The organism is Bacillus sp. TSO22 (assembly GCF_020223595.1).
In the GTDB taxonomy this organism is placed as follows: domain Bacteria; phylum Bacillota; class Bacilli; order Bacillales; family Bacillaceae; genus Bacillus; species Bacillus inaquosorum.
Genome location: NZ_JAHAWO010000011.1, coordinates 245,820 through 260,306 on the forward strand (window position 1 = coordinate 245,820; position 14,487 = coordinate 260,306).

The following is a 14,487-nucleotide window of genomic DNA, read 5'->3' on the forward strand; positions in this document are numbered from 1 at the left end:
ATCAAGGTTTCGGTTCTGCTTGTGAAGTAGTGAGCAAATTAACAGTTTCAACCGGAAATGGAGGATAAAGCATGAGTGAATTGGTATTAGCCCGTATTCAATTTGCATCAACAACGTTGTTTCACTTCTTGTTTGTGCCGATGTCTATCGGGCTTGTGTTTATGGTTGCGTTGATGGAGACTCTTTATCTTGTGAAGAAAAATGAGCTGTACCTCAAAATGGCAAAGTTTTGGGGGCACTTATTCTTAATAAATTTCGCAGTCGGTGTCGTAACAGGGATTTTGCAAGAATTCCAGTTTGGACTGAACTGGTCTGATTACTCCCGTTTTGTCGGAGATGTATTTGGCGCTCCGCTTGCGATTGAAGCATTATTGGCGTTTTTCATGGAATCTATTTTTATCGGATTATGGATTTTCGGCTGGGACCGCCTGCCGAAAAAAATTCACGCTCTCTGCATTTGGCTCGTGTCATTTGGAACGATTATGTCGTCTTTCTGGATTTTAACAGCGAACTCCTTTATGCAGGAGCCGGTCGGCTTTACGATCAAAAACGGCCGCGCAGAGATGAATGACTTTGGCGCGCTGATTACAAACCCTCAGCTTTGGGTTGAATTCCCGCACGTCATTTTCGGTGCGCTCGCCACTGGGGCTTTCTTTATCGCCGGAGTGAGTGCTTTTAAACTATTGAAGAAAAAAGAAGTGCCGTTCTTTAAACAATCTTTTAAACTCGCAATGATCGTCGGCCTTTGTGCCGGTCTTGGCGTCGGCCTTAGCGGACACATGCAGGCTGAGCACTTGATGGAATCACAGCCGATGAAAATGGCTGCCAGTGAAGGCCTTTGGGAAGATAGCGGTGACCCTGCTGCTTGGACAGCTTTTGCCACGATCGATACAAAAAATGAAAAAAGCTCAAATGAAATTAAAGTTCCTTATGCCTTGAGCTACCTGGCATATCAAAAATTCAGCGGAAGTGTCAAAGGGATGAAAACACTTCAGGCTGAGTACGAAAAAATATACGGAAAAGGCGACTACATTCCGCCTGTCAAAACGACGTTCTGGAGTTTCCGCATCATGGTTGGAGCAGGTGTTGTCATGATTCTTGCTGCGTTAGGCGGCCTTTGGCTAAACCGCCGCAAAAAGCTTGAAAACAGCAAATGGTATTTGCGCATCATGATCGCTTTGATTTCCTTCCCGTTTATCGCGAACTCGGCGGGCTGGATTATGACAGAAATCGGGCGTCAACCTTGGACGGTTATGGGCTTGATGACTACGGCTCAATCCGTGTCGCCTAACGTAACGGCGGGCTCCCTGCTATTTTCAATCATCGCCTTCGGAGTGATGTACTTGATTCTGGGTGTGCTGCTTGTCTTCTTGTTCATCCGTGAGATTAAAAAAGGTGCAGAGCATGATGAGCATCATGATGTGCCTGTATCAACAGATCCATTTAGTCAGGAGGTATACCATGGCATCTCTTCATGATCTTTGGTTTATACTCGTTGCTGTATTGTTTGTAGGATTCTTCTTTTTGGAAGGCTTTGATTTCGGGGTCGGCATGGCGACCCGTTTTCTTGGCCATAATGAATTAGAACGCAGAGTGCTGATCAACACGATCGGACCGTTTTGGGACGCGAATGAAGTATGGCTTTTGACTGGTGCAGGCGCCATTTTCGCTGCATTTCCGAACTGGTATGCAACGATGCTGAGCGGTTATTACATTCCGTTTGTCATTGTGCTGCTTGCGTTAATGGGCCGCGGGGTCGCGTTTGAGTTCCGCGGCAAGGTCGATCATTTGAAATGGGTAAAGGTTTGGGACTGGGTCGTTTTCTTCGGCAGTCTGATTCCTCCGTTTGTGCTTGGTGTGCTGTTCACGACATTATTCCGCGGGATGCCGATTGATGCCGATATGAACATTCACGCACATGTATCTGATTATATCAATGTATACTCTGTACTTGGCGGTGTGACTGTAACACTTCTTTGCTTCCAGCATGGATTAATGTTTATCACGCTGCGTACGATTGGTGATTTGCAAAACCGCGCCCGGAAAATGGCACAAAAGATAATGGGTGTTGTTTTTGTAGCGGTTCTTGCCTTCGCGGCCCTTTCTGCCTATCAGACAGACATGTTTACACGCCGCGGCGAGATTACCATTCCGCTTGTTGTTTTGATTGTCATCTGCTTTATGCTTGCTGCTGTATTTATCCGTAAGAAAAAAGACGGCTGGACATTCGGGATGACAGGCGCGGGGCTGGCGCTGACTGTAGGAATGATCTTTATTTCATTATTCCCTCGGGTAATGGTCAGCTCGCTTCAAAGCGCGTACGATTTAACAGTAGCTAACGCTTCTTCCGGTGATTATTCGCTTAAAGTCATGTCAATTGCAGCATTAACCCTATTGCCGTTTGTAATCGGCAGCCAGATCTGGAGCTATTATGTCTTCCGGAAGCGCGTCAGCCATAAGGAGCCTATGACTTATTAATGGGAAAAGACCTGTTTCGATATAAAGGAATGAAGCGGATTCTCACCGTGATTACTTGTTTAACGCTGATTCAGACAGCCGCCATTATTATGCAGGCAGAGTGGCTGAGTGAAGCCGTAACCGGGCTGTTCAACGGGAAGAGCATTGCCTCCCTGTTTCCGGTGATCGGCTTTTTCCTCATCGCTTTTGTCGCCCGGCACGGGGTGACGGTGGCGCGCCAGAAAATCGTCTATCAATATGCCGCCCGGACAGGAGCAGATTTGAGAAAGAGTTTTCTTGATAAGCTGTTCCGGTTAGGCCCCCGTTTTGCAAAGAAAGAGGGGACAGGGCAAATGGTGACGCTGGCAATGGAAGGCATCAGCCAGTTCCGCCGCTACCTGGAGCTGTTTCTGCCGAAAATGGTCAGCATGGCGATTGTGCCTGCGGCGGTTGTCATTTATGTATTTTTTCAGGATCGCACATCAGCCATCATTTTAGTCGCTGCTATGCCGATTCTGATTATTTTTATGATTCTCCTCGGCCTTGTCGCGCAGAGAAAAGCGGATCGTCAGTGGAAATCCTATCAGAGACTTTCCAATCATTTTGTTGATTCTCTTCGCGGGCTGGAGACATTGCGTTTCTTAGGTTTGAGCAAGTCGCACAGCAAAAATATTTTCTACGTTAGTGAACGGTATCGCAAAGCAACGATGAGTACGCTTCGGGTGGCATTTTTATCTTCATTTGCCCTCGATTTTTTCACGATGCTGTCGGTGGCGACAGTTGCAGTGTTTCTTGGCCTGCGCCTCATTGACGGCGATATTTTGCTTGGGCCCGCTTTAACGGCGCTTATTCTCGCACCTGAGTATTTTCTGCCGGTGCGGGAGGTGGGGAATGATTATCATGCAACGCTAAACGGGCAGGAAGCAGGCAAAACCATTCAAGAGATTTTGTCGCAGCCTGGTTTTAAAGAAGAGGCGCCGCTTCAGCTTGGGACGTGGTCCGAACAGGATGAGCTGAAGCTGTCAGGTGTGTCAGTCGGCCGGTCGGTGTCCGATATTGACCTGTCATTCAAAGGCAAGAAAAAAATCGGCATCATCGGTGCAAGCGGTGCCGGAAAATCAACATTAATTGATATCCTCGGCGGTTTTTTGGAGCCGGATGGCGGTATGATCGAGGTCAATGGGTCACGCCGGTCCCATTTGCAGGATGGCAGCTGGCAGAAAAACCTCCTCTACATCCCGCAGCATCCGTACATTTTTGATGATACGCTGGCGAATAACATTCGCTTCTACCACCCAAGCGCTTCGGCCGAGGATACAGCCCTCGCAGCTGCAGCGGCGGGACTGACGGAGCTGGTGGACAAACTTCCGGACGGATTAGAGGGCCGGATCGGGGAAGGCGGCCGGGCGCTCAGCGGCGGCCAGGCTCAGCGTGTCGCGCTGGCTCGCGCCTTTTTGGGAAACCGTCCGATTCTGCTGCTGGATGAGCCGACTGCCCATCTTGATATCGAAACAGAATATGAAATAAAAGAAACGATGCTGGATTTATTTGAGGATAAGCTCGTCTTTCTCGCGACTCACCGCCTTCACTGGATGCTCGATATGGACGAAATTATCGTGCTGGACGGAGGCAGGGTTGCGGAAGTCGGGACTCACGATGAATTGCTGGCGACAAACGGTGTGTACACCAAACTCGTGGAGGCACAACTGGGGGAAAGAGCATGAAGAAAGAAGAATGGATTCTGCCGTATATCAAGCAAAATGCCCGCCTGTTCGTTCTGGTTATCTTTTTGGGCGCGGTGACGATTTTTTCTGCTGCTTTTCTCATGTTCACCTCAGGGTTTTTGATCTCTAAGGCGGCGACAAGGCCGGAAAACATCCTGCTTATTTATGTGCCGATTGTCGCTGTACGCACCTTTGGGATCGCGCGGTCTGTGTCACGATATGTGGAACGCCTCGTCGGCCATCACATCATTTTGAAAATCGTGTCCGACATGCGCGTCCGTCTTTACAACATGCTTGAGCCGGGTGCCTTGATGCTGCGTTTCCGTTTTCGCACGGGGGATATGCTCGGCATTTTGTCTGAGGATATTGAGCATTTGCAGGATGCCTTCTTAAAAACGATTTTTCCTGCGATCTCAGCCTTGCTCCTGTATGCTGTTTCAGTGATTGCGCTTGGGTTTTTCTCTTGGCCGTTTGCCATTTTGCTTGCGCTTTATTTGTTTGTTCTTGTTGTGCTGTTTCCGGTAGTGTCTTTGCTCGTGACAAGAGCGAAGAATGCGAAGCTGAAAAGCGGGCGGAATGTGCTGTACAGCCGTTTGACAGATGCTGTGATGGGTGTCAGCGACTGGATGTTCAGCGGACGCCGGCATGCGTTTATTGATTCCTATGAAAAAGAGGAACATGATTGGTTTGAGCTTGAACGGAAAAAACAACGCTTTACAAGATGGCGGGACTTTGCCGCGCAATGCCTTGTCGCCGGTCTTATTTTGCTGATGTTATTTTGGACGGCAGGTCAGCATACAGACGGTGAACTGTCCAAAACGATGATTGCGGCTTTTGTGCTTGTGGTGTTCCCGCTGACGGAAGCCTTTTTGCCACTTTCTGATGCCTTGGGTGAAGTGCCCGGCTATCAGGATTCCATCAGACGCATGAACAAAGTGGCTCCTCAGCCGGAGGCGTCACAAACAGAATCAGTGGCTGAAACGCTTCATCTCCAAGATGTCACACTGTCCTTTCGTGATGTGACGTTTTCTTATGACGACAGCAGCCAAGTGCTGCACAACTTTTCCTTTACGCTGCGCCAAGGAGAAAAAATGGCGCTGCTCGGCCGGAGCGGGTCTGGGAAATCAACGTCCCTCGCATTAATCGAGGGCGCTTTAAAACCGGACTCAGGAACTGTAACGTTAAACGGAGTGGAGACAGCGCTGTTAAAGGATCAGATTGCTGATGCGGTGGCCGTGTTAAATCAAAAACCGCACCTCTTTGATACAAGCATTCTAAACAACATCAGGCTTGGAAACGGAGAAGCAAGCGACGAGGATGTGCGCCGCGCCGCAAAACAGGTGAAGCTGCATGACTACATCGAGTCACTGCCTGACGGATATCATACCTCTGTTCAGGAAACCGGTATCCGGTTTTCCGGTGGAGAGCGGCAGCGGATCGCACTCGCCCGGATTTTACTTCAGGATACGCCGATCATCATTCTCGATGAGCCGACAGTCGGTCTCGACCCCATCACCGAACGCGAGCTGATGGAAACGGTGTTTGAGGTGCTTAAGGGAAAAACGATTCTATGGATTACGCACCATCTCGCTGGAGTGGAAGCGGCCGATAAAATCGTGTTTCTCGAAAACGGAAAAACGGAAATGGAAGGAACGCATGAGGAACTGCTGGCGTCAAACGAACGGTATCGCCGCCTGTATCATCTTGACGTTCCTGTAAAATAGAAGACAGCCCCTGAGGCTGTCTTTCAGCATGTCGACAAACCCTTGCATTCGTTGTCAGTCCTGCGCCTTGGTGCTCACGAATTATAACATTCGCTCCGCTCCAATGCTCGTCTTTCCTAGACTTCAAGGGTTTTCAATCACGCTGAAAAGATGACAAAATCCTAAAACAAAAACCGTTTTAGGATTTTGTCAACAATCTGGAAGACAGCCCCTGAGGCTGTCATTTTTTTGTTTGAAATAAAGAAGGTACAGGAAAAATAGGAAGAGAAAGCAGAGGAGGGATAGAGATGAATGTGCCAATTTGGACGGAAGAGCATGTGAGAGCCTCGCTCCCTGAAAGAGATGCGGAGGGCCATAAAGGAACGTACGGTACGGCTTTGCTGCTGGCGGGAAGCGACGACATGCCGGGCGCAGCGCTTCTTGCGGGGCTTGGGGCGATGCGGAGCGGTCTCGGAAAGCTTGTCATCGGCACGTCTGAAAGCGTGATCCCGCTGATTGTTCCTGTTTTACCCGAGGCGACCTATTGGCGTGACGGCTGGCAAAAAGCAGCGGACGCTCAGCTTGAAGAGACGTACCGGGCCATCGCCATCGGATCAGGGCTTCCGCAAACTGAAAGCGTACAGCAGGCAGTTGATCATGTGCTTGCGGCGGATTGCCCCGTTATTTTGGATGCCGGAGCGCTGGCGAAGCGCACGTATCCGAAACGGGAGGCGCCCGTCATCCTCACGCCGCACCCGGGTGAGTTTTCCCGCATGACAGGGGTGCCGGTGAAAGAATTACAAAACAAAAGAGCGGAATACGCAAAGGAATGGGCGGCTCAGCTTCAGGCTGTCATTGTGTTAAAAGGAAATCAAACCGTTATCGCGTTTCCCGATGGTGATTGCTGGCACAACCCAACCGGAAACGGGGCACTCGCCAAGGGCGGCACCGGTGACACACTGACCGGCATGATATTAGGCATGCTCTGCTGCCATAAAAATCCGAAGCATGCCATATTAAACGCGGTTTATCTGCACGGTGCGTGCGCCGAGCTCTGGACAGACGAGCACTCCGCCCATACGCTGCTCGCTCATGAGCTTTCTGACATGCTGCCTCGCGTGTGGAAGCGATTTGAATGATAAAAAGCTGTCTTCATAGAGAAGACAGCTTTTCTTGATAACCTGCTCGTTTTTTCAGACGCGGTTTCATCAATACATAATAAAGAACAGAGGGAACGGCCAAGCCGACAATCCATGCGATGTCTCCGCCGCCAAACATTTTGGCCAGCGGTCCGATGTAAAAGGATGTATTGATAAACGGGATTTCCAGCAAGATGGACAGAACGAACGCAATCGTGGTGATCCAATTGACTTTTCCGTACGGCCCGTTCACATCGAACATGGCTTTGACTTGATACTTTCCGTGGCGGACGAAGTAGTAATCGACTAGATTGATTGCCGTCCACGGAATTAAGAAATAACTGATGAAAAAGATAAAATTCAAAAACAGCTCCATAAAATTGCTTTGCCCGAGAAGGCTTAAGACTGTGCCGACGAGCGTGACACCAAGGATCATGATGATTCTGACTTTGGGCGTGACCTTTAATTTCAGAAACGGCTCAAGCGTTGTTGTCGTGGACATGAAAGCCCCATACAGGTTAAAGACATTGATCGCCATTTGCCCAAATAACACAATGATCAGCATAATGAACGAGAAGGGGCCGAACAATTGGACAATCTGGCTGCCTGAGTTTGCCGTAAAGTCAGGAAGTGCCGTCGTCAGCAAAGCGCCGAGCAGCATCATCCAGATGGAGCTGACAGATGTACCTGCATAGCTGTACCAAAACGTTTTGGACGCCGGTGTTTGAACTGGCAGATATCTTGAATAATCGGCAACATACGGCGCATAGGCCAGCTGCCACGTCGCGACAGCGCTGACCGCCACCAAGAAAATTGGCAGATCAACCGCTCCGGGAATCCAGCTACCTGCCGGAATCGGCAATTGAAAAATGAGTATCGTTGCAGCAAAAAATACAGCAAAAGAGGTCCAAGAAAGGATTTTTTGCATTTTGTGAATCAAATCATGGCCGAAAATGGTGAGTAAAAAACATACGGCGCTTAAGCCTATAATGCTCCATGATCCCGGGATGGGAACAAAGCTGCTTAAGGTTCCAGCCGCCAGAATCGTACTGCTTGCGAAGAAACCAAGGTAGATAAACATGACTAGGAAGAGGGGAAGAATCGCTCCAATTACGCCGAATTGGGCACGGCTTTGAATCATTTGCGGGATGCCAAGCTGAGGGCCTTGCGCGGAATGAGACGCCATAAATATGGCACCGATTAAGGTTCCGCAAATAATAGCGGCAACACTCCAAAACAGATTAAGTCCCATTGCAACGGGAATCGTGCCAGTCACTAACGTGGTGATATGCATATTAGCCCCGAACCATACGGGAAATAAATCTTTCGCTTTACCATGTCTTTCTTCATTCGGAATATATTCAATCGTTCGCCTTTCTACTTTCAATGCATCGTCCTCCATATTGGATGTTTTTTTAAAATCGACATAAAGTCATAGCTTAACAGACTATGAGGGGGTTTACAAATGAGGATGTGCAGCCAAACGGTCGGGAAGCCTGATCTGTCAATGGCTGAAAAGAATTGTAAAAAAGCTGAACGCTTTTGAATCCGGTGTCGTCTTATAAGGCAGAAAAACAAAAAAAAGGGGGGATCGCGGCCATTGGATACACATGAAGAACAGCAGCTGATTCAGCAGGCGAAAGAGGGAAACGACGAGGCGTTTACAGCCCTTTTCCACTATCATTATTCTTTTTTATATAAATACTTGTTAAAACTTTCCCTTCATCCTGACCTCAGCGAGGAGCTTGTTCAGGAAACCTTTCTGAAAGGGTACATTCATTTAAGAAGCTTCCAAGGCCGTTCCAAATTCTCCACGTGGCTGATTTCTATAGCATCCAGGCTCTATCTCGATCACCAGAAAAAGAGAAAGAGAGAATGGAAACGGAATCAGGCAGTTACGGAGGAAACAATCCGCAAGATCAAGTGGGACGTGTCAGTGAAAGGGGGAGAATGGAGCGAAACGCTGGATATGTTTTCAAAGCTGGATCCTAAATTGCGCACGCCAGTTTTATTAAGGCATTACTACGGCTATACCTACGCCGAAATCGGGCTGATGCTGCAGATCAAGGAAGGCACGGTGAAGTCCAGAGTTCATAAAGGGCTCCAGCAAATCAGAAAGGAGTGGAACGATGAATAAAGAAAAGCTTTCAATTCATTTCAAATCAGAATTGCAGAAAATTGATCAAACAGCCAATCCCTCTATACCAGATCAAAAAGAACTGCTTTACCAGCTGTTACAAATGAAAGCTGAACGCAGAAAAAAACTGATGAAAGAGATCATCTTATTTGTATTCTGTGCGCTGATGGTTGTGAGTGCGGCAATCCTGGCATTCACTCAAGCTCCCGCTGTGTTTATCGTGCTTCAGGTTTGTGTGCTTGCTGTTTTGCCGATTTTGATTGCGGCTGAGAAAAAAAGACATCTCGGTGAATGCGAGGTGGAGCGCCGATGACACAAACAGAAATTGTCATCATGGTTGCGGCTTATCTCATCGTATTGGCACAGGGGATCTTTTTATTTATTGATGCGAAAAAACGTAATCGCATGGCATGGGTATGGGGGATTGTCGGATTGATTCAAGCACCGATGCCTCTGATTTGTTATTACTTTTTTGTCATTAGGCCGGACCGGAAGAAAAGGGGGATCAAGCAATGAATATTTCTTGGGAAATGATTTTGCCGCTGATTGTATTGCAGCTTGTGCTGGCGGTGTTCGCTCTCATCAGCTGTATAAAGGAAGAGCGGACAAACGGGCCAAAGTGGATGTGGGCTGCAATCATTGTATGTATCAATATTATCGGGCCGATTTTATTTTTTACCGTCGGCAGAAAGCAAAGGTGAGCGGGCATGCTGTCTATTGAGTCATTATGTAAATCGTATCGGCATCATCGGGCTGTAAAGAATGTCAGTTTTCACGTGAATGAAAACGAGTGTGTCGCACTATTAGGCCCTAATGGAGCCGGTAAAACCACAACGCTGCAAATGCTGGCCGGGCTGCTTTCGCCAACCTCTGGAACCATCAAGCTGTTAGGGGAGAAAAAGCCGGACCGGCATTTGATTGGGTACCTCCCGCAGTATCCTGCTTTTTATTCATGGATGACCGCAAACGAATTTTTAACATTTGCCGGAAGACTGTCCGGTCTTTCGAAGAAAAAATGTCAAGAGGAAATTGGCGGGATGCTGGAATTTGTCGGCTTGCAGGAATCCGCGAACAAAAGGATCGGCGGCTTTTCAGGCGGCATGAAGCAAAGACTCGGTCTGGCACAGGCCCTGCTCCATAAACCGAAGCTTTTGATATTGGATGAACCGGTTTCTGCACTTGATCCGTCAGGACGGTTCGAGGTGCTGGACGTGATGCGGGAGCTGAAGAAGCATATGGCTGTTCTGTTTTCTACACACGTTTTGCACGATGCGGAGCAGGTGTGTGATCAGGTGGTGATCATGAAAAACGGAGAGGTTTCATGGAAAGGGGCGTTACAGCAGCTGAAAAAACAGCATCAAACGAACGTTTTCACCCTTACTGTAAAAGAGAAACTGAAGGGCTGGCTTGAAGAGAAGCCTTACGTATCAGCTATTGTCTATATGAATCCGTCCCAAGCTGTTTTCGAACTGCCAGATATACAAGCTGGCCGGACATTGTTGAGTGATTGTATCCGAACGGGATTGACCGTCACCCGTTTTGAACAGAAAACGGAGTCTCTTGAAGACGTCTATCTAAAGGTGGTGCACGCATGAAGGTGATGATGACGTTATTGCAGAAAGAATGGCTGGAAGGGTGGAAAAGCGGCAAGCTGATCTGGCTGCCGATTGCGATGATGATCGTAGGGCTCACACAGCCGCTGACCATTTATTATATGCCAGAAATCATTGAACACGGAGGAAACCTTCCTGACGGCATGAAAATCAGTTTTACGATGCCTTCCGGCTCTGAAGTGATGGTCAGCACGCTTTCCCAATTTAACACGCTTGGCATGGCTCTGATCATTTTCAGCGTTATGGGCAGCGTAGCAAATGAAAGAAATCAAGGCGTAACGTCGCTGATCATGTCGCGGCCTGTGACTGCAGCCCATTATATCGTGAGCAAATGGCTCACCCAAAGCGTGATCGGCATCGCGTCGTTTGCAGCTGGATACGGGCTTGCTTATTATTACATCTGGCTGCTGTTTGAGGACACATCATTCAGCCGTTTTGCCACAAGCCTTGGACTTTACGCTCTTTGGATCATGTTTATTGTGACTGCTGGCCTTGCCGGAAGCACGATGTTTCGGTCTCTCGGAGCAGCTGCGGCTTCCGGGATCGGGCTGACAGCTGCCGTTTCCTTTGCTGTATCGCTATTTCCTGATGGTGCGAAATGGCTTCCGGCTGCGCTTTGCAAGCAGGCGGAGCATATCCTTCTTCATGGAGAGAGAGCGGATTTCTTTGGATGGTCGCTCACATTCTCCATTTTGTGCATCATGCTTCTGGCCATGTTTTCTGTGTGGCGCTTCCGGCGGTATGAAAGCTATTAATTAATCATGTTACGCATTTTCACGAGCATCACAAGAAAGGCGGCAAATGCCAGTAACCCGGCTCCATAAAAAACCTCCGCAAGCCCGAAAAGCTGTGCGGTTTTTCCGGCAAGAAGGGGTCCGAGGAAGATGCCCAGCGCATAAAACGATTGATAAAACCCCATCACTGACATTTTCAAACGGGCAGAACTGATATCGACGACCCGGCTTAGCAGCAAAGGAAATACGAAACCGAGCGCCAGACCGATGCAGGCGTGTGTGATGCAAACCGTGAACAATGTAGCTGAAAAAGGAACGAATAGCAAACAGACTCCGGTGACAGCAAAACTGATGAGCATCACGAAGTAAGCAATTCGGCTTGTGAAGCGCAGAAACACAAAGCTTAGTGTGGCGGCTGCGTGAGGGAGGAAAAAAGCGCTCATCACCCAAAGCAGCTCCGCATCACCCATTCCGAGCTGATTAATGAAAAGCGGCGTAAATCCAAACACTGTCATAAATAACACCGCATGAGCTGTCATAGAGAGGATGGTGAAAAGCTTCAGCTTCGGCAGCCGCAATGTGTCTTTGATGTATTGCGGCACACGAATTGTGTCGCGGTTCACTGGAGGAGCCGACGGGTCTTTAATAAAGCAGCAGATCACCAGACCTGCGGCCGAGGCTGCCAGCGCCATCCAAAACGGGACCTGCCTGCCTAAATGGGCTGTCGCAAGTCCGCAGAACACAATGCTGACAAACTGAGGCATGACGGTGAAAAACTGCATGATGCCCATTGCTTTTGACGCATTGCTATTGTTGAAATAGTGCGCGTATAAAATGGTCGCCATTACCCACATAGAAGCGGTTATCCCCGCAAACAGCCGCGCGGCCAGCACGAAGAAGAAAGAGTCAAACATCAGAAAAAGCAGGCTGCTGAGGACGGAAAACCCAAACCCGGCAATTAACAATTGCTTGCGCAGAGAAAACAGGATGTCTGACAGAAGGCCGAGCGGGAATCGCAGAAGGATTTGCGTGACCCCGTAGCTGCCGAGGATGATGCCGATTGCGCCGTATGAAAAGTGCAGATCCTCCAAATACAGGCTGAATACAGGAACATAAATATAGCCTGAAAACCAAAAACAAAATACCATGCATAAAAAAACGGCGTGATCTAAAGCGCCGATTGTTTTTTTCTGAGGAATCATATCCTGCTGTAATTCCATCGTTTCTCCCCACCCCTTTCCTTTCAGTACAACACAACTGCTGAAAGCGTTTCAATAGAAAAATAAAAAAACAGGACTTCAAAAAAGTCCTGTTCGCTGTTTTTAATATGGGTCAGACGGATGGCTTTCCTGTTCAGCCTGTTTTGTAGCCTGTTCCGTTTCTGTTGTGCCGATCGGTCCGTTGCTGTTATTCTTGGAGGCCTTTTTCAGTCCTTCTGCCACGCGTTTCCCGTAGTCCGGATCAGCTTTTGTGAAATTCTCAATCATCTGATCCTGGATTTCTTTGCGGCATGTAGAAAGCGTATTAACCAGGTTCGTGATCAATTCGTTCCGTTCAAATTCAGTAAATCTCCGGTATGTTTCTCCGGCCTGTCCGAAGTTGTTCGTTCTGTCGATCGCCTCACGCTTTACATCGCCCTCGACATGCGGCGTATGATCTTTTCCATCCTGCTTCGCTTCTTTCAGCCCGCCCATAATGGAGGGCTCATAGTTGACGTGCGGGTTTTGGCCTTCTGCTCTATCGACCCGATATTGCATTTGCCCGCCTTCCTGGTTGGTGGCGACATGCTTTTTCGGCGAATTGATCGGAAGCTGCAGGTAATTTGCGCCTACACGGTAGCGCTGCGTATCAGAGTAGGCAAACGTCCGCCCCTGGAGCAATTTATCATCTGAAAAATCAAGTCCGTCAACAAGCACTCCCGTTCCGAATGAAGCTTGCTCCACTTCCGCATGGTAGTTTTCCGGGTTTTTATTAAGCACCAATTTGCCGATCGGCTTCCATGGGAAATCGTCTTTATACCACAGTTTTGTCGGATCGAGCGGGTCAAAGTCCAGTTCGGGATGCTCACCATCGCTCATAATTTGGGCATACACTTCCCACTCCGGATAATCTCCATTTTCAATCGCTTCATACAAATCCTGTGTTGCATGGTTAAAGTTTTTCCCTTGAATCTCTTCCGCTTCCTTCTGTGTCAGGTTGCGGATGCCCTGCTTTGGTTCGAAATGGTATTTCACGAGAACGGCCTTGCCTTCCTCATTCACCCATTTATAGGCGTGTACGCCTGAACCCTGCATTTGCCGGTAGTTGGCCGGAATCCCCCAAGGCGAAAACAAGAAGGTGATCATATGTGTCGCTTCAGGAGACTGAGAAATGAAGTCGAAAATACGTTCACCATCTTGGATGTTGGTCACTGGATCAGGCTGAAATGCGTGCACCAGATCCGGAAATTTCAGCGGGTCGCGAATAAAAAAGATTTTCAGATTGTTCCCGACCAAATCCCAGTTTCCGTCGTCGGTATAAAGCTTAACGGCAAAACCGCGCGGGTCTCTCAATGTTTCAGGTGAGTGTTTTCCATGATTCACCGTAGAAAAACGGACAAATGCCGGTGTTTTCTTGCCTTTTTCCTGAAAGAGCTTAGCCCGGGTGTATTTTGAAATCGGTTCGTCTCCAAAGCTTCCGTACGCTTCAAAATACCCGTGTGCACCCGCTCCTCTGGCATGAACAACCCGCTCAGGAATGCGTTCACGGTCAAAGTGGCTGATTTTTTCGAGAAAATCATAGTTCTCAAGTGTTGTAGGCCCTCTATTCCCGACAGTTCTTACATTTTGGTTGTCAGTGACAGGGTGCCCCTGTCTGTTCGTTAAGGTATCCTCTGACTCGTTTTTCCCGGACGTCTTATGAGAAAGCGTATCCTCGCTGCTTTGGGCATTTGTTCCGTGATGTTTATTCTGATGATCATCATTCATTGGTTGACCCTCCT

The 14,487-nt window shown here is 48.5% G+C and carries 14 protein-coding genes; 11 read left to right on the top strand and 3 right to left on the bottom strand.

The genetic code is table 11. The features are described 5' to 3' along the window. The first annotated feature begins 71 nt into the window (after positions 1–71). From cydA to KHQ79_RS13590, 5 genes are all read left to right on the top strand, one after another. Positions 72–1,478 (top strand): cytochrome ubiquinol oxidase subunit I, encoded by a 1,407-nt coding sequence (gene cydA / locus KHQ79_RS13570; RefSeq protein ID WP_060399810.1) that lies wholly within the window; start codon positions 72–74, stop codon positions 1,476–1,478. Then, positions 1,462–2,478: a cytochrome d ubiquinol oxidase subunit II gene (gene cydB / locus KHQ79_RS13575; RefSeq protein WP_019259866.1), complete on the top strand. Its 1,017-nt coding sequence runs from the start codon at positions 1,462–1,464 to the stop codon at positions 2,476–2,478. Before cydA ends, cydB begins: the two co-directional genes overlap by 17 nt. Further along, the gene (gene cydD / locus KHQ79_RS13580) at positions 2,478–4,181 is read left to right on the top strand and encodes a thiol reductant ABC exporter subunit CydD (protein WP_119914465.1); all 1,704 of its coding nucleotides are present in this window, start codon (positions 2,478–2,480) and stop codon (positions 4,179–4,181) included. The genes cydB and cydD overlap by 1 nt, the downstream gene beginning before the upstream one ends. Further along, complete coding sequence (gene cydC, locus KHQ79_RS13585; protein WP_225515604.1) at positions 4,178–5,905, top strand: thiol reductant ABC exporter subunit CydC; 1,728 nt, start codon at positions 4,178–4,180, stop codon at positions 5,903–5,905. The genes cydD and cydC overlap by 4 nt, the downstream gene beginning before the upstream one ends. Positions 5,906–6,192: 287 nt before the next feature. Beyond that, positions 6,193–7,023 carry an NAD(P)H-hydrate dehydratase gene (locus KHQ79_RS13590; RefSeq protein WP_225515606.1) on the top strand — a complete coding sequence of 277 codons (831 nt, stop codon included), beginning with the start codon at positions 6,193–6,195 and terminating at the stop codon, positions 7,021–7,023. A 13-nt stretch (positions 7,024–7,036) separates the two neighbouring features. Here KHQ79_RS13590 and KHQ79_RS13595 read toward each other — a convergent pair whose 3' ends face one another. Continuing rightward, positions 7,037–8,410, bottom strand: a complete 1,374-nt coding sequence (locus KHQ79_RS13595) for a cytosine permease (protein ID WP_003236143.1) — start codon at positions 8,408–8,410, stop codon at positions 7,037–7,039. 213 nt (positions 8,411–8,623) lie between these two features. Between KHQ79_RS13595 and sigY the strand changes: the two genes are divergently transcribed. The 6 genes from sigY to KHQ79_RS13625 are packed head-to-tail and all read left to right on the top strand — an operon-like array spanning position 8,624 to position 11,528. Beyond that, on the top strand, positions 8,624–9,160 hold the full coding sequence (gene sigY / locus KHQ79_RS13600) for an RNA polymerase sigma factor SigY (RefSeq protein WP_003236140.1): 537 nt from the start codon (positions 8,624–8,626) through the stop codon (positions 9,158–9,160). Beyond that, entirely contained in the window at positions 9,153–9,473 is a 321-nt protein-coding gene (locus tag KHQ79_RS13605; RefSeq protein ID WP_003236138.1) for a YxlC family protein, read from the top strand. The genes sigY and KHQ79_RS13605 overlap by 8 nt, the downstream gene beginning before the upstream one ends. After that, positions 9,470–9,676 (top strand): sigma Y negative regulator YxlD, encoded by a 207-nt coding sequence (gene yxlD / locus KHQ79_RS13610; protein ID WP_003236135.1) that lies wholly within the window; start codon positions 9,470–9,472, stop codon positions 9,674–9,676. The genes KHQ79_RS13605 and yxlD overlap by 4 nt, the downstream gene beginning before the upstream one ends. After that, positions 9,673–9,861 (top strand): sigma Y negative regulator YxlE, encoded by a 189-nt coding sequence (gene yxlE / locus KHQ79_RS13615; RefSeq protein ID WP_003218770.1) that lies wholly within the window; start codon positions 9,673–9,675, stop codon positions 9,859–9,861. The genes yxlD and yxlE overlap by 4 nt, the downstream gene beginning before the upstream one ends. A 6-nt stretch (positions 9,862–9,867) precedes the next feature. Then, a complete protein-coding gene (locus KHQ79_RS13620; protein ID WP_225515608.1) occupies positions 9,868–10,755 on the top strand; it encodes an ABC transporter ATP-binding protein in 888 nt (295 codons plus the stop codon). After that, the gene (locus KHQ79_RS13625) at positions 10,752–11,528 is read left to right on the top strand and encodes an ABC transporter permease (RefSeq protein ID WP_225515609.1); all 777 of its coding nucleotides are present in this window, start codon (positions 10,752–10,754) and stop codon (positions 11,526–11,528) included. The genes KHQ79_RS13620 and KHQ79_RS13625 overlap by 4 nt, the downstream gene beginning before the upstream one ends. On the opposite strand, the gene KHQ79_RS13630 is transcribed toward KHQ79_RS13625, so the two are convergent. Together KHQ79_RS13630 and katX are read right to left on the bottom strand one after the other, a co-directional pair. Then, positions 11,525–12,727: an MFS transporter gene (locus tag KHQ79_RS13630; protein WP_225515611.1), complete on the bottom strand. Its 1,203-nt coding sequence runs from the start codon at positions 12,725–12,727 to the stop codon at positions 11,525–11,527. The genes KHQ79_RS13625 and KHQ79_RS13630 overlap by 4 nt on opposite strands. Before the next feature lie 102 nt (positions 12,728–12,829). Continuing rightward, positions 12,830–14,473: a catalase KatX gene (gene katX, locus KHQ79_RS13635; RefSeq protein ID WP_225515613.1), complete on the bottom strand. Its 1,644-nt coding sequence runs from the start codon at positions 14,471–14,473 to the stop codon at positions 12,830–12,832. Between the last annotated feature and the right edge of the window lie 14 nt (positions 14,474–14,487).